The organism is Algibacter lectus, from assembly GCF_900112395.1.
Taxonomy (GTDB): domain Bacteria; phylum Bacteroidota; class Bacteroidia; order Flavobacteriales; family Flavobacteriaceae; genus Algibacter; species Algibacter lectus.
This window is the reverse complement of record NZ_FOLN01000004.1, coordinates 297,976-318,458: the sequence shown is the minus strand read 5'-3', so window position 1 is coordinate 318,458 and position 20,483 is coordinate 297,976. Positions and strand designations below refer to the sequence as shown.

Genomic DNA, 20,483 nt, shown 5'->3' with positions numbered 1-20,483 from the left:
AAGATGAAAAAATATATAAATAAACTTAAAGGATTCTTCTTGTTGGTTTTAGTGTTAGGCGCTAATTCTTGTGGAGATTCTTACTTAGAAGAAGTTGATAGATACAGCATAGATTCTGAAAGCTATTTCAACTCCGAGACCGATTATTACAACGCCCTTGTTGGTGCTTACGATTTATTGCAATCTACTTACTTAAATGTTATTTTAGGTGAAATAGCTTCAGATAACACCCTTTGTGGTGGAGAAAGTGCAACTGATGTTGTGGCTTGGCAGCAAATTGATGATATGATACATACACCAGTTAATGCTGAATTAAAAAAGCTTTGGGAATGGATGTACGCAGGTGTAAACCGTGCTAACTTTATTTTGGAGTTTCAAGATAAAACAGATTTTGAAGGCAAAGAAATTATTTTAGGTGAAGCTCACTTTTTAAGAGCTTACTATTATTTCGAATTAGTAAAATGGTTTGGTGATGTGCCGTTAAAAGAAACACGTTTTGTTTTAGGTGATGAAACAAGTGTTCCACGTTCGCCAGCTGCAGATGTGTATGCTTTAATTGAAGCCGATTTAAAATATGCCGTAGATAATTTAAACTATACAGCTCCACAAGTAGGTAGAACAACAAAAGGTTCTGCACAAGCTTTGTTAGGTAAAGCGTATTTATACCAAAATAAATTTACTGAGGCTACAACAGTTTTAGATCAATTAATTACAGAAGGTCCTTATGATTTAGTTAGTGATTACGATACAATTTTCGAAACCGATGGAGAGAATAATATAGAATCTGTTTTTGAGGTTCAATATTCCGATGCTGAAGGAGCTGGTTTTGAGTGTTTACAATGTAGTGAAGGTAATGTGGCTGTTGGATTTAATGGTATTAGAAATTACACCGGACCAACTTTCGATTCTGGTTTTAGTTTTAACGTGCCAACACAAGAAGTTGTAGACGAGTTTGAAGCTGGAGATTTACGTAAAGATGTTGCTATTTTAGATATTGAAGCTTGGGCAACAGCAAATAATGCAACTTATGGAGAAGGAAATGAGCATACTGGATATTTCAATAGAAAATATATTGCACGTAAAGGAGATTTAAACACAGGCGATCAAAACTTAACAAATCCAAATAATTATCGTGCTATTCGTTTTGCAGATGTGCTATTAATGGCTGCTGAGGCTTATAACCGTGGAGAAATTAGTGATAGTAAGGCGCAAGGTTATTTAAACCGTGTGCGTGAAAGAGCGTTTGGAACAGCAAACGATGTAACATCTACTGGAGCAACACTTACCGATGCTATTGCTCATGAACGTCGTGTAGAATTGGTAGGTGAAGGTCATCGCTTTTTCGATTTAGTGCGTACAGGTAGAGGTGCAGAAATCGACGGGTTTACAGCAGGTAAAAACGAAGTATTTCCTATTCCTATTGAAGAAATCCAATTTTCAAACGGAAACTGGGTGCAAAACGATAATTATTAATAAAAACAGAACATGATGAGATTTATAAAATATGCATTCAGTTTATGTCTTTTTACACTAGTAGCTATTAGTTGTGCAGAAGATGATAATTTAGATTATGCCGATAAAATCACCGCTCCAACAAACGTTACGGCAGCAGTAAGCGTAACACAAGATAACACGGGTATGGTAACTATTACGCCATTGGCGGAAGGAGCTGTAAGTTATAACGTTAATTTTGGCGATGGTTCGGAAGAAGTAACTGAAATTACACCAGGAAATGGTATCGAACACGTTTACGAAGAAGGAACTTACGAGGCTACAATTACAGCAGTAAGTCTAAACGGATTAACTACAATTGTTACACAAAGTGTTGTGGTGTCTTTTAAGGCTCCAGAAAATTTAGTGGTAACTATTGAAAACGATGCGGCTATTTCTAAACAAGTAAACCTTTCTGCTGTAGCAGATTTTGCTACCATGTACGAAGTTTATTTTGGAGAGTCTACAGATGAAACTCCAATGGCTTTAAATTTAGAAGAAACCATTTCATATCAATACGCAGAGGCAGGAACTTATACTATTAAAGTTATTGCAAAAAGTGCGGCTATTGATACTACAGAATATAGCGAAGAGTTTGTGGTTACAGCAATATTACAGCCTTTAGAAGGTGCTCCAACGCCAATTAGATCAGAAGCCGATGTTCTTTCAGTTTTTAGTGATTCTTATACAGATCCTAGTCCAATAGATTATTATCCTAATTGGGGGCAAACTACAACGTACACACAAATTGAAGTAGGTGGTGATAACATTATTCAATACGGAGATATTACTTACCAAGGAATTGATTTTAGCAGTGTGCCTTTAGATGCTTCTACAATGGAATTTATACATGTAGATGTTTGGACAGCAAATGCAGATTTTGATGCTAAAATGTCACCTATTAGCGCAGGGCCTAATGAAACTGCTGTGACTTTAGAGTTGAATCAGGATCAATGGACTTCTTTTGATATTCCATTATCTACCTTTACAGATCAAAATCCAGCAGTTGATTTTTCTAATATTATTCAATTTAAATTTGAAGGTATAAATTCAGGAGAGGGCACTATTTTTATAGATAACCTATATTTCTACAAAGTACCTTCGGATGTTGAAACAGGAATTGTGGGTACATGGAAGGTAGCTTCAACAGCTGGCGCTTTAGGCGTAGGTCCAGCCGCAGGAGATATTTCTTGGTGGAGTTGTGATGACGCTTGCGTTGCGGAAAGAGCATGTTATTATGATGATACTTATGTGTTTAATGAAGATGGTTCATTTGAAAACGTTTTAGGTTCAGAAACTTGGGTAGAAGGCTGGCAGAATGGATCCGATGGTTGTGCTGCTCCGGTTGCACCACATGATGGTTCTAATGCTGCTACTTATGTTTATAATGCAGATGAAAATACAATTACCCTTAATGGTATTGGAGCTTTTATTGGGCTTCCAAAAGGTACAAATACTGGTGAGATTTCAAATCCTGCGGATGCGCCAGAATCAATTGTTTATAGTGCAACATTTATAGATCCGAACACAATATCAGTTGTTATAGAGACAGGAACAGGTTCTGGAACATTTTGGCAATTTACTTTAGTTAGAGAAGGCGTTGTAGCGTCACCATTAACGGGAACATGGCAATTGGCTCAAGAAGCTGGTGCTTTAGGTGTTGGTCCATCAGTTGGCGATATTTCTTGGTGGAACTGTGATGATGCTTGTGTTACCGACAGAGCTTGTTATTATGATGATGCTTATATTTTTGGCGCTGATGGTTCTTTTAAAAATGTTTTAGGTTCAGAAACTTGGGTTGAGAGTTGGCAAAATGGAGCCGATGGCTGTGCAACACCTGTTGCGCCTCACGATGGTTCAAATCCTGCAACATTTACATACGATAATAATGTTTTAACCTTAAACGGTTTAGGAGCTTATATTGGTTTACCTAAAGGGACAAATACAGGAGAACTTTCTAATCCTGCAGATGCACCAGATTTTGTTACATACAATGTATCTTTTATAGATAATAATACAATAAGTGTAAGTATTGAAACAGGTACTGGATCAGTAACATTTTGGCAATTTAAACTGGAAAGAATTTAAAACTTAAGATATATGAAAAACTTAAAATATTATATAGGATTTATTCTGTCGCTAACATTTCTCTTTACAAGTTGTCAAGACGACGATGCAGCGATAGGTAATATTGTAGCTCCAACAGGGGTAACAATATCTGCGGAAATTGTTGGGCAAGATGCCGATAATCCTTACGGAGATGGTAGCGGAATTGTGAATTTTACATCTACTGCAGATAACGAAATTACATACCAATTTAATTTTGGTGATGGTAAAACAGGCGTTGCTCCATCTGGAGAAACGGTGCACAGGTTTACACAAACAGGTATAAATACATATACGGTTGTAGCTAGTGCTGTTGGTACTGGAGGTGTAATGTCTAGTACGTCTATGGAAGTTGAAGTGTTTAGTTCATTCTCTGATGTAGAAGCTGAAAACTTTTTAGCAGGCGAATTAGTGGGCGATTCTAAAACTTGGTATTGGGCAGCAAATATTCCGCTTCATGTTGGTTTAGGTCCAGTTGAAGATGATTATGGAAATGGTGAGTTTGCTTATGAGGCTTGGTGGAATGGAATTCAGCCTTGGGATGAAGAGAAATATTGTATGTACGCTAATGAATTTGTATTTACTCGTGGTGAAAATGGCTTAACCTTTGAACAAACTGTTGGTCCTGCTTTTGTGCCAGGAACTTATGCCGATGATTTAGGGGTAGATGGCGATACTTGTCACGATGAAACGGTTGCAACAACTATGTTTGGTGTCAAAAATGTATCATTTTTACCGTCAACATCAAAAGCAGCTTTAGAAGGTAGTTATAATGATGAGCCTTATAGACAATCAGCTTTCGAAATTTCGGATGGTGGTTTTATGGGATGGTATGTTGGTGCTAGTACTTACGATATTATTTCTATAAGTGAAGATGAGTTACGTGTTAGAATTATTCAAGTAGGTGGTGGTGAAGCATGGTATCATGTATTTACATCTAGTAAACCGGTAGAAGGAGAAGCCGATTTCGAATCGGAATTTAATACACTAGCATGGTCTGATGAGTTTGATACTGATGGAGCGCCAGATGCTGCTAACTGGACTTATGATTTAGGTGCAGGAGGCTGGGGAAACCAAGAAGTACAAACATATACTGAAGATGCTAGTAATGTCATTGTTGAAGATGGTATGCTTAAAATTACTGCCAAAAAAGATGGTACAGATTACACATCTGCACGTTTAAAATCTATCGACTTATACGAGTTTAAATATGGTCGTGTTGAGGTAAAAGCTAAACTTCCAGCAGCACAAGGTACATGGCCTGCTATTTGGATGTTGGGTGCTAATTTTCCAGAAGTTGGTTGGCCAATGTGTGGAGAAATTGATATTATGGAACAAACTGGTGCTGATAAGAACACATCTTTAGGTACATACCATTGGTTCGATACGGGCACAAATGCTAATGCGAGTTACGGAGAAACAGTTTCTGTAGAAAATGCGTCTTCAGAATTTCATCTATACACTTTGGAGTGGACAGAGGCAAAAATCACTGTTTTATTAGATAACGTTGTGGTTGTTGCCATGGATAACAATGCCGATTTACCATTTTACGATAAAGATTTCTTCTTAATCTTAAATGTTGCTATGGGCGGTACATTAGGTGGCGATATTGATCCGGCATTTACTGAAGATACAATGGAAATCGATTATGTAAGAGTTTACGAATAATAATATGAGAGCACATAAATTAATTTTTTTAACGATAGTTTCAGTCGTTTTTATGTCGAGTAGCGCCATTGGTCAAAATAAAACTTTGGCGCAAAAGTTAACAAGCAAAGAAACCACTGTAGACCAAAAAGTTGTCGAATTACTTTCAAAAATGACTTTGGAAGAAAAAATTGGGCAAATGAATCAGTACAACGGATTTTGGAATGTTACCGGTCCAACGCCATCTTCTGGCGATGCGGCCCATAAATATGAACATTTAAGAAAAGGCTATGTTGGTTCTATGCTTAATGTTCGTGGAGTAGAAGAGGTACGTGCCGTTCAGAAAATTGCGGTTGAAGAAACGCGTTTGGGTATTCCGTTAATTATTGGTTTCGATGTTATTCACGGTTATAAAACATTGAGTCCAATTCCATTAGCTGAAGCGGCGAGTTGGGATTTAGAAGCTATTAAAAAATCGGCAGAAATTGCAGCTTTAGAAGCTTCTGCAGCCGGTATTAACTGGACGTTCGCTCCTATGGTAGATATTTCTAGAGATGCTCGTTGGGGGCGTGTTATGGAAGGTGCAGGAGAAGATACTTATTTAGGTTCTAAAATAGCGATAGCTAGAGTCCAAGGTTTTCAAGGTGAAGATTTATCTCAACCAAATACCATTGCTGCCTGCGCCAAACATTGGGCAGGTTATGGTTTTACCGAATCTGGAAAAGATTATAATACGGTAGATGTTGGAACTTCAACCTTAAATAATATTATTTTTCCACCATTCAAAGCAACCGTAGATGCTGGCGTAAAAACCTTTATGAATTCCTTTAACGAGTTAAACGGAATTCCTGCTACAGCGAATGCATTTTTACAACGTGATGTTTTAAAAGATAAATGGAAATTCGATGGGTTTGTAGTATCCGATTGGGGGTCTATGTCTGAAATGATAAACCATGGTTATGCCGAAAATGTAAAACATTCTGCCGAACTTTCAGTAAAAGCGGGTTCGGATATGGATATGGAATCTTATGCGTATGTCAATGAGTTGGCTAATTTGGTAAAAGAAGGAAAAGTTAATGAAGATCTAATTAATGATGCAGCTTCTCGTATTTTAAAAGTGAAGTTTGAATTAGGGCTTTTCGATAACCCTTATAAATATTGTGATGAAAAAAGGGAGAAAGATATTATTGGAAGTCAGAAAATAAATGAAGCCGTTTTAGATGTTGCAAAAAAATCTATTGTACTTCTTAAAAACGAAAATAACGTATTGCCTTTAAAAAAGAAAGGACAGAATATTGCTGTTATTGGTGTTTTGGCTAACGATAAAACAAGTCCGCTCGGAAGTTGGAGAATTGCTGCAGACGATAATACAGCGGTTTCTGTTTTAGAAGGCTTAGCTAAATATTCTGGTAACAAGGTTACATATGCAAAAGGAGCCGATGTGGCACTTGGAGAGGCTTCTTTTCCTTTTGAATTAGAAATTAACACCACAGATAAAAGTGGTTTTGAAGAAGCTAAGGAAGTTGCTAAAAACGCCGATGTTGTAATAATGGTGTTAGGTGAACACGGTTTTCAGAGTGGAGAAGCACGAAGCCGATCTAAAATAGGTTTACCTGGCGTTCAACAAGAGTTATTAGAAGCTGTTTACGCTGTTAATAAAAATATTGTTTTAGTATTGAACAATGGAAGGCCGTTAACTATTTCTTGGGCAGACGTACATATTCCTGCTATTGTAGAAGGATGGCAATTGGGTACGCAAAGTGGTCATGCAATTGCACAGGTATTGTATGGTGATTATAACCCGAGTGGTAAATTACCAATGACATTTCCTAGAAGTGTTGGACAAGTGCCTATTTATTACAATTATAAAAACACAGGACGTCCAGCGGCAAACGAGCCAAACAGCGTATTTTGGTCGCATTATATAGACGAAAGTAATACGCCTCTTTATGCTTTTGGACACGGATTAAGTTATACCTCGTTTTCATATAGTGATTTAAAAGTTAACAAAATTTCAGATAACCATGTTGAGGTTTCCGTTGATTTAAAAAATACCGGAAAGTATAAAGGTAAAGAAGTTGCGCAATTATACATTCGCGATTTATTTGCTAGCGTTACACGCCCAGTAAAAGAATTAAAAGGTTTTGAGTTGGTAGAGTTAGAACCAAATGAGGCTAAAACGATAACATTTCAATTAACAGATAAAGAACTTGGGTTCTATAATAATAGTGGTGATTTTATTGTAGAATCGGGCGATTTTAAAGTCTTTGTAGGTGGAAGTTCAGTTACTGAGCTAGAAGCTAAATTTAAATTATAGATATTGAGGTATTAGATTAATAGTAACTATAATAACGAAGACTAAAAACTGTGTTTATTAGTTTAGATTATTTAAAAGAGTTAAGTTTTTTACTTAGCTCTTTTTCATTTTAAAGTGATTAGTTTTTAAACAGTGAAAAATTAAATCCCTTTTCTTCTAGTCTTTTATATTTTTTGTAATCGAATTTATATAAGAAAGCACCTTTTTTAGAGCCCGATTTATCCTTTTCATTTAATGGTATAAGTAACTTTAAAGACATTAATTTTTTTCTGAAATTTCTAGTATCAAGAGTTTTCTGGAAAATCGCTTCATATAAATTTTGAAACTGTGGGATAGTAAATTTTTTAGGAAGTAACTCAAATCCAATAGGGTAAAATCTAGCTTTTCTGCGTAATCTATTTAATGCATCTTCAATCATTAAATCATGGTCTAAAACAAGTTTAGGAAGCTTATCAACCTCACACCAAATGGCATCATGTTTTGCAACCAATTCCTTATCATAATCATCAATACGAATTAAGGCGTAGTGGGCTATGGAAATGCATCGTGCACCAGGATCTCGGTCGATATTAGAGTAGGTTTTTAACTCTTCCATAAAGATGTTTTCTAAACCCGTAATTTCTTTTAAAACCCGTCTAGCGGCTTCATTTGCGGCTTCATTAGGTTTTACAAAACTGCCAATTAAAGATAAAGTGCCTTTAAAAGGTTCTACACGTCTTTCAAAAACTAATAATTTTAAAATGCCTTTATCAAAACCAAAAATGATACAATCTGTAGCCACATAGATGCGGTTTTCAGGCGCATAAATATCATTTAATGGTAAGTTATTATGATCCATAAAAACAAATTTAAAAAATACCTTTAACTAAATAAGCCTAAATGAGGTATTTAAAGGTTTTTAATTGAGTAGGGTATACTTTATGTGCTCTATTAGTTTTTTATAAATGAAACAGAACAATCTATAACCTTTTGAAGTTCTTTAGGTAGTGTATTCGAATCCCAAGGGTGTTTGGCATTAAATACATGATTTGCATCTGGTATAATTTCAAGTTGGCTTTGCGGATTCCATTCATGAAGTTGATTAGCCTCATCAATAAGGACGCTGGTATCGCTACCACCATGAATAATTAAGTGAGGTGTTTTTAAGTTAGAAACCGCACGTTTTATGGTTAATCTTTCTTCATTTTTAATGAAATCTTCATAAAACTGATAAAAATGTGGCATTTGTTGTTTTGTTCGTCCATTTAAAACATATTTTACTCCGGTATTTTTCCAATCATTCAAACCGCCAGTTGTTGCTGTTCTTTTTCCAAAATCACAAACACCAGCTAAGCTTATTACAGTTGTAACTCGTTCATCTTCTTCAGCTTTAATTAATACAATACCACCCCCTCTACTGTGGCCTATTAAATGTAGACTGTTTAAATTTACTATAGGTTTAAGTTCTTTATTATCTGAAATCCAATCGATAACTGATTCTAAATCATCTAATTCTTTTGTGTAATTATTGTTTCCGAAGGCATCTAAATCAGGGAAATCAATGGGGTGTTCCATAGTGCCACCATTATGCGAAAAATTGAATTTTATAAAGCAAAATCCTGCTTCCGCGAAGGTGTTTGCCATTAAATTCCAAGCACCCCAATCTTTAAAGCCTTTGTAACCATGGCAAAAAATAATAATAGGAAGATTTGTTTTTTCGGCAACAAAACTAACATCAATTAAAATCGATTTTTTGTGCTTTCCGTTTATAATATAGCTTTCTTTGGATATCATATTATACTTCCTTTTCGGTGAATGGTATGTTAGGATTACAGATTTCTAAAATTAGTGTTTTTAATTCAACATAGAAATCATCTAGTGTTTCTTGAGTAATTAGAGCATCTTTTTTAGCGCCATTGCCGGCTTTATCTTTTTTAGAAAACTTTAAAAATCCTGCTTTTAAGTTTTTGAATGAAATAATGCCAGCTTCTACCGGAAGCGTAATTTCATTAGATAATAACATCATGTAAGCATAGGTTAACACCTGAAAGCTTTTGCTGTATTTGGTGTAGTCGGTCGTGATATCTTCCCAACTTACAATTTCAACTTTATTGGCATCAACACGGCCTGTTTTGTAATCTACAATTCTAGTTACACCGTTATATTCGTCTACACGATCTACTTTTCCTGTAAGTTTTACAGGGAAATCTAGTTCTGGAATTTCGATTAAAACATTATTGTTTGATTCTATTTTGATTATTTTTATTTCATTCCCGGCCTTTAAATTTTCAATTTCTAAATCTAAAAAGTTTGAAACATAACGTTTTGCAATTTCATAAATAATAAGATTTTTGCCTTTTGTAATATCACCCTCTTTAAATTCATTTTTAAAATGAAAAGTAACTTTTTCGTTAATTTGGGTTTTAAGCTTTTTAACAATATCAACCGATAAAAAAGAGTTTTCTAATGGTTTGTAAAAATCCTCTAGCGTATTATGGACAACAGTTCCTAGAGTGTTTGCTGCAACGGTTTCTTCAACTTCATCATGCTCCTTAATTTTTAAAATTTTTTGATAATAAAAATCTATCGGGTTTCTAACATAGTTGGTAAGGGACGATGGAGAAAATCCTTTCGAGGCTATCTCTTTTAATCTGGTTTGCGAATCTTCAGTTTTTTGTACCACTTTTAATTCGGGAGTAATTACAGGTACATGTGGCGCTATAATTTCGTGGTGTATGTTATGGATGTTTTCTAATTCTAGTTGTGTAATAAAACGGCTTTTTTCGCCACCTGTTAGCACATCTGCTTCTGTGTTATAAAGTATGTAAACATTTTTTGCACGTTGTAGTAACCTATAGAAGTGATAGGTGTAAACGGCATCTTTTTCTTTATAAGTGGGTAGTTTGTTTTCTATTTTAACATCAAAAGGGATGAATGAATTATTGCTTTTTCCTGAAGGAAGAATACCTTCATTTACTGAAGAAATAATTACGGTTTCAAAATCTAAAACACGCGATTCTAGCATTCCCATAATTTGTAAACCTTGCAAAGGTTCACCTTGGAAATCTAAGGTTTCCGAACTCAGTAATTCTTTGTAAACACCAAACAATGTTGAAATATCTTTGATGTGTTTGTATTTCGAGTTTAACAAGGAAAGTGCATTGAACAGTTCGTTAAAACGATACAGGTATTCTAAAGAAAGTAAATTAGCATCTTTGTTTTGGTCTAAATAGATTTTTATTTTTGAAATGATTAGAGCGCAATTCTTTAATGCTAAATCTATAGATGTATTCCAGTTTGAAAATAGTAAGTCTAAAATCTTGTTGGAGTGTTTGTCTATTTCTTTTAAACGGTTTAGAGTAAGATATACTAGGTTATTACTGTCTATGGTTTCAATAATTTTGGAGGCGTAATCAATGTCGTCTATGTAAAATAACGGACGAACAAATTGATGTGATAAAACCTTAACAACGTCTTTAAAATAAAAGGCATTGCCCGATGTTTTATGAATATGAAATAAGCTTTCAAAAAGGGATGCTAATGGAATGGATTTTAATGGAAATCCCATGGTGATATTAAGTGCTTCTACCGAGGGTGGTATGGAGTTTAATACCGGAATCAATAGATTTTCGTCACCTAAAACCACAGCAGTACTTTGTAGTGATTTGGTTTCTGCTTCTATATTTTTTAAAAGGGTACCAATATATTTGGCTTGTCCGATGTTTTTAGGAACACCGTAAATGTTTATGTTTTTTTCTTTGGAATAGTTTTCGGTTACCCATTCAAATGGGTGTTTTTCAAAATGTTTCCAGTTTTTTTTGTGCTGCCTTGTAAAGAGCGCAGCATCATGTTTCGGATTGTTTATAAAAACACTATCAATATCCCAATAAACCTTCGCTAAGCCACTTTTTAAAAATTGTTGAATAATGTTCTCTTCAGCAGTGTTTAAGGCGTTAAAACCTAAGAAAACATGTTGCTTGTCGGTAAAGTTGTTTATGTAAGTATCACAATGTTCTGCAGCCTTTCTGTAAATTAAACCTTGGTAGCCAATGCTTTTGTCTAACAGTTGTTTGGTAAAGTGTTTGTAGTAGGTATAAAGCTTATTCCAAAACTGTAAATATTTTTTAACAAATTCGGTTTGGTTGGCTTCAACAGACCAATGTGTTAATTCTTGAATGTCGCTTAAATAGTTAAATATGTTTTCCTGAGGAATCAGGTAACGATCAATTTCGTTAAAATCTTGAAGTAATATTTGGGCCCATTTAGAAAAAGATTCAAAAGTATCTTGATCTTCCTTTTTTGTAAGTGCTAAATAGCTATTGTAGAATTCGAAAAGTAATTCCGTATTCGATGTGGTTTTAAGTCCAGAGAGATCTTCGACAAACTCCTCGATACTTATAATGTCGGGAACAAAGATTGTGTCTTGAATAACATGAACTAATTGATGTTTTAAAAAGAGACCGGCTCTTTTACTAGGTAATACAAAAGTGACTTTAGAAAGATTGTAGTTGTTCTTTTTTAAATCGTTTAAAACATCTAAAATGAAAGTTGTTATCATTTTATAAAAATAAAAAACGCTTCGGATATCCGAAGCGTTTTTTGTAAACTTATTTTATTTAAAGTTAACTTTATCTAATTACTTAGCTAAGTTAATTTCAACACGTCTGTTGTTTGCTCTACCAGCTCTAGTTTTGTTAGAGTCGATTGGTTTAGATTCACCGTAACCAAGTGCAGATAATCTAAATGCATCAATACCGTTTTCAATTAAGTATTCTTTTACAGAATTAGCTCTTGAATCAGATAATCTTTGGTTAAGTTTTTCGCTACCAATACTATCAGTGTGCCCTTCAACTGTAAATTTAGAAGTTGGGTATTCTTTTAAGATATTGATGATATCACTCAATACAGTAGCAGATTGTGCTTTGATTGTAGATTTACCAGTATCAAATAAGATAGTTTTAGCATACTCGTTTAATTGTTTTTGAACAGCAGCAGTAACTTCTGGACAACCAGCGTTTGCTACAGTACCTTTTACTTTAGGACATTTGTCATCTTTGTCTAAAACACCATCACCATCAGTATCAGGGTAAGGACAACCTTTGTTAGCAGCAGGACCTGCAACATTAGGACATTTATCATCAGCATCAGTTACACCGTCACCATCAGCATCAGGACAACCAGCTAAAGATTTTAAACCTGCAACAGTTGGGCAGTTATCATCTTTATCAGCTACACCATCACCATCAGAATCAGGACAACCGTTAAATTCAGCAGTACCAGCTTCGTTTGGACAAGTATCTTTGCTATCTTCGATTCCGTCACCATCAGTATCAGGACAACCGTTGAATGCAGCTAAACCAGCAACATCTGGACAAGCATCATCTTTATCAAATATACCATCACCGTCAGTGTCAGTTCCACCAAATTTGATAGAAATACCAGCAGAATGTTGGAAGTGAGTATCTAAGTAATCTTCAAACGCATGTTTGTAAGAAGTTTGTAATGTTAAACCGATGTTGTCGTTAAACCAAACGTTTAAACCAACAGTACCATTTACAGTACCAGCACCAATTTCATCAATCCAAGTGTAACCACCACCAAGTCCTACGAAAGGATCAATTGTAGTTCCATCTAAAAAGTTGTACTTAATTGTACCATCAACACCGTAGTATGATAAATCATCAACGCTGTTCTCTACATCTGGGTTAGAGCTAATATCTCCCCATTTCTCGATTTTATTTAAAGATCCAGTTACTCCAAAAGAGAAACCATCGCTTAAATATTTCGATACAGAAATAGTTGATAAAGAAGGTAAAATGTTCCAGTGATCAGAAGCATTTCCGAATTCATCTCCAAAAGAGTCACTCGCGAAACCGCCTCCAGCAAAAAGACTACCGTCTCCAGAAGGATAAGCATCAACTGCGTTTACACCAATGGTAATTTGCCAAGGATTGTTTTTGTCTTGCGCATTAGCGTTGCTATAACCAAGTACAAGCAACATAGCGAACAATAATCTGCTAAGATTTTTCATATTCAAAATTTTAAATTTTAAGTGTTAATTGTGAACAAAAGTAAGTTGTTATATGTTATTAACAAAGACAAATATATAAAAAATACATGGAGAAGGGTAATTCGTCGGCACTACAGGTATGTTTTGGTTAAATTTTAACAATTTTCTATCGCTTGCGATTGCTGTATTAACATTGTCTCGCCTTGTTTTGGTAACTAAAATTTCATATTTTTTATAAATGCATACTTTTTTTTGTGGTATCTCAAAAAAAGTAGCAAAAAGTGGTGAATTTTAATTTTTTATAGCAAAATGAGATAGTTTGAGGTCTTTTCAAGATGCATAACATCAATTAAAACATGCTGTTATTTTCCTCTATCTGAATAAAATAAGTATTAAGATGCTAAAGTGTGTTTTGATTATACTAAATAAATAGGACTTGTTAAATTAACATAAATAGTCCATTTATTAATTTAACATTTGTACCTTAAAAAGGTAAGGATCGGACTTCAATTCCTTCATTAATGTATATTAGGTATTTCTGTTTTACTGTAAAATTCATACTCTTTAATACGTCTTGATAAACCTGTAATTGTTGTGCGTATTTTTTGTCTTCCAAACCAGTTTTGTAATCTAAAATCACAGCATCGTTATTTGGGGTAATTACAACTCGATCTGGTCTTAAAATCACACCTTCTTTGGTTATAATATCGCGCTCGTTGTATATAGTGTTTTCCTTTGTGAAAAAGGTTTTTAGCGCCGTGTGGTTTACTATTTGTAAAACAAGTTGTTTTAATTCTATGGCTTGCTCGGGGTTTATGGTTGATGATGAAATAAAATCCTGAATTACCTCGTTAACATCATTTTTTGTTTCAATATGCGACATAATATCGTGAATTAAATTTCCTTTTTCAATAGCTTCTTCTTGTGTAGTATCCCATAAAAAACCAGATTTTGTTACCACCTTTATATTATGTTGTTCCTTTGAAGTTGAAATGAATTCATGCTGAATATTGGTTTCTTTTAAAGATGTAGTTTCTTTAGAAGTCTTTTTGCTATCTCCAAAACTATAGGTTAATTCGCTATCACTCCAAAGGTTGTTGTGTTCTAAATAGTTAATGAGGAGCCCAGAATATTTTTTGGATTTGGCGTCTTCTTTTAAAGCACTGTCATTTTTAGATATAATATAGAGCTGCTCTACAGGGCGTGTAAGTGCTACATACAATAAGTTAATATTATCTAACTCTTGTTCCGCTTTATGATTTTCAAATATATGCTGGCCCTGTTCTCCAAAAAACTCAAAATCTTTATTGAAATTTAAAAGTGTATGAGAGAAGCCGTTATATTTTTCCTTGTCAATTTCGAGCCATTCTTTAGGTTCTATTTCTTTGTAGATGTCTAAATCGACATAAGGGAAAATAACCACCGGAAATTCTAAACCTTTAGATTTATGGATAGTCATGATCTGTACGGCATCTTGCCCTTTCGGGGAAATAATACTGAGGTTTTCTTTTTTCTTGTCGAAATATTCTAAGAAAGCCGGGATGTCCGAGCCTTTTTTATGTGAAAAGTCGAGAACGATATCTAAATAGAACTGAACATAAGCGTTAGATGTTTTTACTAAATTGAAATTTCTAACAATAGTTTCTGCTAAATCATAAAGCGGTAATTGTAATAGGGTATCGCCGTTTATAAAGATATTAAAGGCTTCAAAACTTTTAAAGAAATCTGAAACACTTAGTTTAATGTGCTTAGAGAAAAATCCGTGTTTATCATCAACTTTAAAAAGCTTGGCCAAATAGTCTAAAATTTCAATTTTGAGCTCATCGTTTTTAGGTTGCATTAAATAGCCTAAAACTGCATTAACAAAAACAACTTCTGGCGCATTATTAATAAGTAACGTTTCCGAAGAAATAATAGGAATGTTGTGCTGGCTTAAATAGTTTGCAACGGCAACACCTTCTTTTTTCTTTCTAACTAAAACACAAATATCCTCTAGTTTGTAACCGTTATCTAGGCAGTTGTTTATGTTTTCTAGAACTTTTTCTGGAAACACTTCATCTTTATCGTCTTCCTTGTCGAGATCAAGAAAAGAAAGTTCTACATAGCCAGTTTCGTCTTTTTTGATGTTTTGACTAGCGTTTTCATATAGATCTTTATAATCTTCCTTCTTAAAAATTTGATTAGAAAGAAATTTAAAGAAGCTATTATTAAAATCAACAATGGCTTGGAAACTTCGGTAATTATCGGGTAAATTGTCAACAAATTGCTCTATTGGAAATGGATGATCTTTCTTGTTAAATAAATCTATAAATTGCTCTGCTTTACCTCCGCGCCAGCGATAAATTGCCTGTTTAGCATCACCTACAAGCATTGTGCTTCCGTTTTCTGATGCTACTGAGTTTTCTAATAGCGGAATTAAATTATTCCATTGACTTTCCGATGTGTCTTGAAATTCATCAATAAAATAATGATTAAATTTTTCTCCAATACGTTCGTAAATAAAAGGTGTAGGTTGGTTTTTTATTTCCTTACTTATAATGCTGTTAAATTCAGAAATCAACATTTTGTTTTGATCTTCTTTTAGTAAAGTAAGCTCTGTGTTAATGGCATTTAAAACCGATAAAGGTGTAATGTTTTTATAAAACGCATTTAGAAATTTATGATTAAATATAGCTTGCTTTGTTTCATTAAAAACTAAAAATATTTGTGGTTGCAAACTGTCAATGGTTCCGGCTGTTTCTGGGGTAACCCTTTTTGGGTACAAGGTGCCATTTTCTATATTGTCTTGCCATTTACTTCCGAAGGCAACGTTAAAATTATTGTTAGATAGTTTTTCAAAATGTTTTGGTAAATATGCTCCAGAAAAATCCTTAAATTCTAATCCCGATGTTTCAAATTGAGTTAAAAGTTGTTTAGCTTTTTCTGCAATTATGGCCTCTTCGTTATTAATATCTTTTTTTAGCTTACTTTTTAGTGCTTTAAAATCGTCTAATGTTTTGTCTTTTATTTTTTCAAAAAAAGGAATATCGTTTTCGTTAACAAGGAGTTTTGCTATTTTGTTAAAATCGAAGGCTACATCGTAACTCTTATCATGATCTGCTTTTTCAATAGCAAAATCTACCAATACTTTGGTAAGTACGGCATCGGTTCCTGCTTTAGAAATTAAACTATCTACAGCTTCGCGTAAAAGAGATTCTTGGTCTAATTCTACTTCAAAATTTAACGGTAATTTTAAATCGTGTGCAAAAGTTCTTATTAATTTATGTGTAAAACCATCAATAGTAGAAATATCAAAGGCTGCATAGTTGTGTATAATACTTTCTAGTAGCGTTATGGCTTTTTTATGTAGTTGCTCTGGGCGAAGGTTTAATTCATCACAAATGGATAAAAACATCGGGTTGTCTAACTTCAGGATGTCTTTGTCCGAAAATTGCTTTAAAGTATCTATAATACGGCCTTTCATCTCGGCAACCGCTTTATTTGTAAATGTAATTGCTAAAATATTCTTAAATAAATAAGGTTTGTTTGAGCTAAATAAAATTTTTAAATAAGCTTTTACTAGAGTAAAGGTTTTTCCGCTGCCCGCTGAGGCATTGTAAATAGTAAAAGGTTGGTTGCTTTGCATGAATTTAAATTTGCATACAAGATAAAAACTATCAATGAGTTGATAACAATTTATTATTTTTAATTGACCCGATTTATGTGTAAATTTGAATTAAATTAAATATTAATTAAATAAAAATAAAAATTATGGCTTTTGAATTACCAGAATTAGGGTACGCTTACGACGCTTTAGAACCACATATGGATGCACGTACTATGGAAATACACCATACAAAGCACCACCAAGGATATACAAACAATTTGAATAACGCTATTGCTGGAACCAATTTAGAAGGGAAATCTATTGAGGATATTCTTGCAAATTTAGATATGGATAATGGCGCTGTTAGAAATAATGGAGGAGGATTTTTTAATCACTCTTTATTTTGGAGCGTAATGAACCCAGAAGGAAAAGGATATTTATCTGGAGAGTTAAAAGATGCTATTGAGGCAGCTTACGGATCTGTAGACGATTTTAAAGATGCTTTTGCTAAAGCAGCAGCAACTCGTTTTGGATCTGGATGGGCATGGTTATGTGTACATAAAGGTGGTAAAGTAGAAATTTGTTCTACTCCAAACCAAGACAACCCATTAATGCCAGGTGTAACTTGTGGAGGAACACCAATTTTAGGTTTAGATGTTTGGGAACACGCATATTACTTAAACTACCAAAACCGTCGTCCAGATTACATTAAAGCATTTTTTAGTGTAATTAACTGGAATGAAGTTGAAAAACGTTATGCTGAAGCGAAGTAAGTAGACAACATTAAATATTTTAAAAGCCGTTTCTGTTTAGCAGAAACGGCTTTTTTATTTATATAAATAAAGTTAATTAGGCACTGATGTCGATAACGATATCACGTGGTTTAATTATGGTGAATGAATGAGAATTATTGAGAGGCTTAATTAAGAAAAGCTGTTTAAGGAAATACGAAATGTTATAAAATGAAAAAGGTGAACAGATGTTCACCTTTTTGCCCCAAATCTACCATGAACTTAACCTACTTATGTTATGGTGAGACAAATATATGTTTGTTAGTCAGTTTGTTAAAATTTTTTAGTTAAACGACTTATATCTTGGTTTAAGCGGAGTCTTGATTATTTGTGGGGTTTAATTGCTGTTTAATAAAGAAAAATGAAAATAATGCGCATAAAAAAAGGCGAACAGAAGTTCACCTTTTTTTGCCCCAAATCTACCATGAACTTAACCTACTTATGTTATGGTGAGACTAATTTATGTGTATTTACTTTAAAGTTGTTATATTTTAGATGAAATACATTTTTTTAAGATGAAATACATTTTTACTAATTAAACCCCTGAAAAATAGCAATTTCAAAATTAATATGCACGTTCATTATTGCCTTCATAAAAATTGATGAAAGCACGATTTACAACGCGATTTCCTCCGTTAGTTGGATAATTTCCTGTAAAATACCAATCACCTAAATGTTCTGGGCAAGCTTTGTGTAAGCAATCAACTCCTTGAAAAATAACCTTAACCTCAGTTTTAATAGTTTCATCGCTTAATAATTCTGAAATTTTATCTGAAATTTGCTCGTCTGTAAACGGATCGTAAACTTCTTTTACAAAGTTTTGTACATGTTTATCTTTTAATTCAGTTTGCTCAATACATTTTTTGTAAACATCATCAATAATATGATACATGTTGTTTTCTTTCAATAGTGCTAAAGCTGCTTGAAAAGCAACTAAGCTCTCTAAGTTTGCCATATCGATTCCGTAGCAATCTGGATAACGAATTTGCGGTGCAGATGATACAACTATAATCTTTTTAGGATTTAAACGATCAAGCATTTTTAAGATACTTGTCTTCAATGTAGTACCTCTTACAATACTATCATCAATAATTACTAAGTTATCTGTAGGTTTAATAACGCCGTAAGTAACATCGTAAACGTGTGCAACTAAATCATCACGACTACTATCTTCTGTAATAAACGTTCTCAGTTTTACATCTTTAATAGCTATTTTTTCTACACGAGCACGTTCCGATAAAATTTCGGTAACATCTTCAGCAGATATTGATCGTTGTCCGTTTAGAATAGCTTCTGTTTTCTTTTTGTTAATAAAGTCTTCTACAGTTTCAATCATACCAAAAAACGAAGTTTCGGCTGTGTTTGGAATAAAAGAGAATACCGTGTTTTTTGTATCGTTATTGATAGCTTTTAAAACTTTTGGCATAAGTAATCTACCAAGCATTTTACGCTCTTGGTAAATTTCTGCATCACTTCCTCTTGAGAAGTAAATACGCTCGAATGAACAAGATTTACGTTCTAAAGGTTCTAATATTTGTTTTAATCTAACTTCACCAGATTTTTTAGTGATAATAGCTTGTCCTGGTTCTAATTCTTTAACATCTTCAAATTTTACATTGAAAACAGTTTGAATTACCGGACGTTCTGATGCAACCACCACAATTTCGTCATCTTTATAATAGTATGCTGGTCTAATTCCTGCAGGATCGCGTAAAACAAAAGCATCACCATGACCAATTAAGCCTGCCATAGCATAACCACCATCCCAGTTTTTTGCAGCGCGTTTTAAAATTTTACCAACTTTTAAACGTTCGGCTATTAATGGAGAAGCTTGTTGTTTGTTGTAGCCTTCTTTCTTTAAATCACGGTATATTTTACTAACCGCATCGTCAAGGAAATGACCAATTTTTTCCATTATAGTAATGGTGTCTGTATACTCTTTTGGATGTTGCCCTAGTTCAATTAAGTTTGAAAATAGTTCTTTAACATTTGTCATGTTAAAGTTTCCAGCCATAATAAGGTTACGGTGCATCCAGTTATTTTGTCTTAAAAATGGGTGTACACTCTCTACACTATTTTTTCCAAAAGTTCCATATCGTACGTGCCCAAGTAACACTTCTCCAATGTATGGAATGTTCTTTTTTTGCGCAGCCACATCATCCATATATTCTGGATGCTCTTTGAATTCTTTATTAACGCGGTCGTTAATTTGTGCAAAAATATCCTGAATAGGTTGTTGTGCTATAGAACGTACTCTACTAATGTAACGTTCTCCAGGTTTTGTATCTAATTTAATACTTGCAAGACCAGCACCGTCTTGACCACGATTGTGCTGCTTCTCCATCATTAAATACATTTTGTTTACGCCATAAAATGCGCTACCGTATTTTTCTTTGTAAAATTCTAACGGTTTTAATAGTCTAATAACTGCTATTCCACATTCGTGTTTTAGGGCATCACTCATAGTCTAAATTATTTTATGCTTTGCGGTGTTTCTTTTTTTAAACCCCTTGGTTTCCAAAGGAATTATATTTTAATGGTGGTCTCGAGATTTGG

At 33.9% G+C, this 20,483-nt stretch carries 11 protein-coding genes; 5 read left to right on the top strand and 6 right to left on the bottom strand.

Annotated elements, in window-relative coordinates; genetic code table 11:
- Positions 1 to 3: 3 nt before the first annotated feature.
- The 4 genes from BM246_RS09795 to bglX are packed head-to-tail and all read left to right on the top strand — an operon-like array spanning position 4 to position 7,561.
- Positions 4 to 1,473 carry a RagB/SusD family nutrient uptake outer membrane protein gene (locus BM246_RS09795; RefSeq protein ID WP_074937508.1) on the top strand — a complete coding sequence of 490 codons (1,470 nt, stop codon included), beginning with the start codon at positions 4 to 6 and terminating at the stop codon, positions 1,471 to 1,473.
- Between the two features lie 12 nt (positions 1,474 to 1,485).
- On the top strand, positions 1,486 to 3,579 hold the full coding sequence (locus BM246_RS09790) for a hypothetical protein (protein ID WP_139221873.1): 2,094 nt from the start codon (positions 1,486 to 1,488) through the stop codon (positions 3,577 to 3,579).
- Positions 3,580 to 3,591: 12 nt separating this feature from the next.
- Entirely contained in the window at positions 3,592 to 5,265 is a 1,674-nt protein-coding gene (locus BM246_RS09785; protein WP_042504056.1) for a family 16 glycosylhydrolase, read from the top strand.
- 4 nt (positions 5,266 to 5,269) lie between these two features.
- Positions 5,270 to 7,561 carry a beta-glucosidase BglX gene (bglX, locus tag BM246_RS09780; RefSeq protein ID WP_074937504.1) on the top strand — a complete coding sequence of 764 codons (2,292 nt, stop codon included), beginning with the start codon at positions 5,270 to 5,272 and terminating at the stop codon, positions 7,559 to 7,561.
- A gap of 118 nt (positions 7,562 to 7,679) precedes the next feature.
- On the opposite strand, the gene BM246_RS09775 is transcribed toward bglX, so the two are convergent.
- The 5 genes from BM246_RS09775 to BM246_RS09755 form a co-directional block, all read right to left on the bottom strand.
- Complete coding sequence (locus BM246_RS09775; protein WP_042499481.1) at positions 7,680 to 8,399, bottom strand: NUDIX hydrolase; 720 nt, start codon at positions 8,397 to 8,399, stop codon at positions 7,680 to 7,682.
- Positions 8,400 to 8,491: 92 nt separating this feature from the next.
- Complete coding sequence (locus tag BM246_RS09770) at positions 8,492 to 9,334, bottom strand: alpha/beta hydrolase family protein (protein ID WP_074937502.1); 843 nt, start codon at positions 9,332 to 9,334, stop codon at positions 8,492 to 8,494.
- Between the two features lies 1 nt (position 9,335).
- Complete coding sequence (locus BM246_RS09765) at positions 9,336 to 12,098, bottom strand: PD-(D/E)XK nuclease family protein (RefSeq protein WP_231961838.1); 2,763 nt, start codon at positions 12,096 to 12,098, stop codon at positions 9,336 to 9,338.
- Between the two features lie 78 nt (positions 12,099 to 12,176).
- On the bottom strand, positions 12,177 to 13,571 hold the full coding sequence (locus BM246_RS09760; protein WP_042504051.1) for an OmpA family protein: 1,395 nt from the start codon (positions 13,569 to 13,571) through the stop codon (positions 12,177 to 12,179).
- Positions 13,572 to 14,034: 463 nt separating this feature from the next.
- Entirely contained in the window at positions 14,035 to 17,175 is a 3,141-nt protein-coding gene (locus BM246_RS09755; protein WP_074937498.1) for a UvrD-helicase domain-containing protein, read from the bottom strand.
- A 125-nt stretch (positions 17,176 to 17,300) separates the two neighbouring features.
- On the opposite strand from BM246_RS09755, the gene BM246_RS09750 reads away from it, so the two are divergent.
- The gene (locus BM246_RS09750) at positions 17,301 to 17,909 is read left to right on the top strand and encodes a superoxide dismutase (protein ID WP_042499487.1); all 609 of its coding nucleotides are present in this window, start codon (positions 17,301 to 17,303) and stop codon (positions 17,907 to 17,909) included.
- 583 nt (positions 17,910 to 18,492) lie between these two features.
- On the opposite strand, the gene BM246_RS09745 is transcribed toward BM246_RS09750, so the two are convergent.
- On the bottom strand, positions 18,493 to 20,391 hold the full coding sequence (locus tag BM246_RS09745; RefSeq protein WP_074937496.1) for an amidophosphoribosyltransferase: 1,899 nt from the start codon (positions 20,389 to 20,391) through the stop codon (positions 18,493 to 18,495).
- Between the last annotated feature and the right edge of the window lie 92 nt (positions 20,392 to 20,483).

Excerpts from the sequence above, each read along its gene's own strand:
- BM246_RS09795 (WP_074937508.1), top strand. The coding sequence starts at position 4 with ATGAAAAAATATATAAATAAACTTAAAGGATTCTTCTTGTTGGTTTTA.
- BM246_RS09775 (WP_042499481.1), bottom strand. The coding sequence starts at position 8,399 with ATGGATCATAATAACTTACCATTAAATGATATTTATGCGCCTGAAAAC.
- BM246_RS09765 (WP_231961838.1), bottom strand. The coding sequence starts at position 12,098 with ATGATAACAACTTTCATTTTAGATGTTTTAAACGATTTAAAAAAGAAC.
- BM246_RS09785 (WP_042504056.1), top strand. The coding sequence starts at position 3,592 with ATGAAAAACTTAAAATATTATATAGGATTTATTCTGTCGCTAACATTT.
- BM246_RS09755 (WP_074937498.1), bottom strand. The coding sequence starts at position 17,175 with ATGCAAAGCAACCAACCTTTTACTATTTACAATGCCTCAGCGGGCAGC.
- BM246_RS09745 (WP_074937496.1), bottom strand. The coding sequence starts at position 20,391 with ATGAGTGATGCCCTAAAACACGAATGTGGAATAGCAGTTATTAGACTA.
- BM246_RS09770 (WP_074937502.1), bottom strand. The coding sequence starts at position 9,334 with ATGATATCCAAAGAAAGCTATATTATAAACGGAAAGCACAAAAAATCG.
- BM246_RS09760 (WP_042504051.1), bottom strand. The coding sequence starts at position 13,571 with ATGAAAAATCTTAGCAGATTATTGTTCGCTATGTTGCTTGTACTTGGT.
- bglX (WP_074937504.1), top strand. The coding sequence starts at position 5,270 with ATGAGAGCACATAAATTAATTTTTTTAACGATAGTTTCAGTCGTTTTT.
- BM246_RS09750 (WP_042499487.1), top strand. The coding sequence starts at position 17,301 with ATGGCTTTTGAATTACCAGAATTAGGGTACGCTTACGACGCTTTAGAA.
- BM246_RS09790 (WP_139221873.1), top strand. The coding sequence starts at position 1,486 with ATGATGAGATTTATAAAATATGCATTCAGTTTATGTCTTTTTACACTA.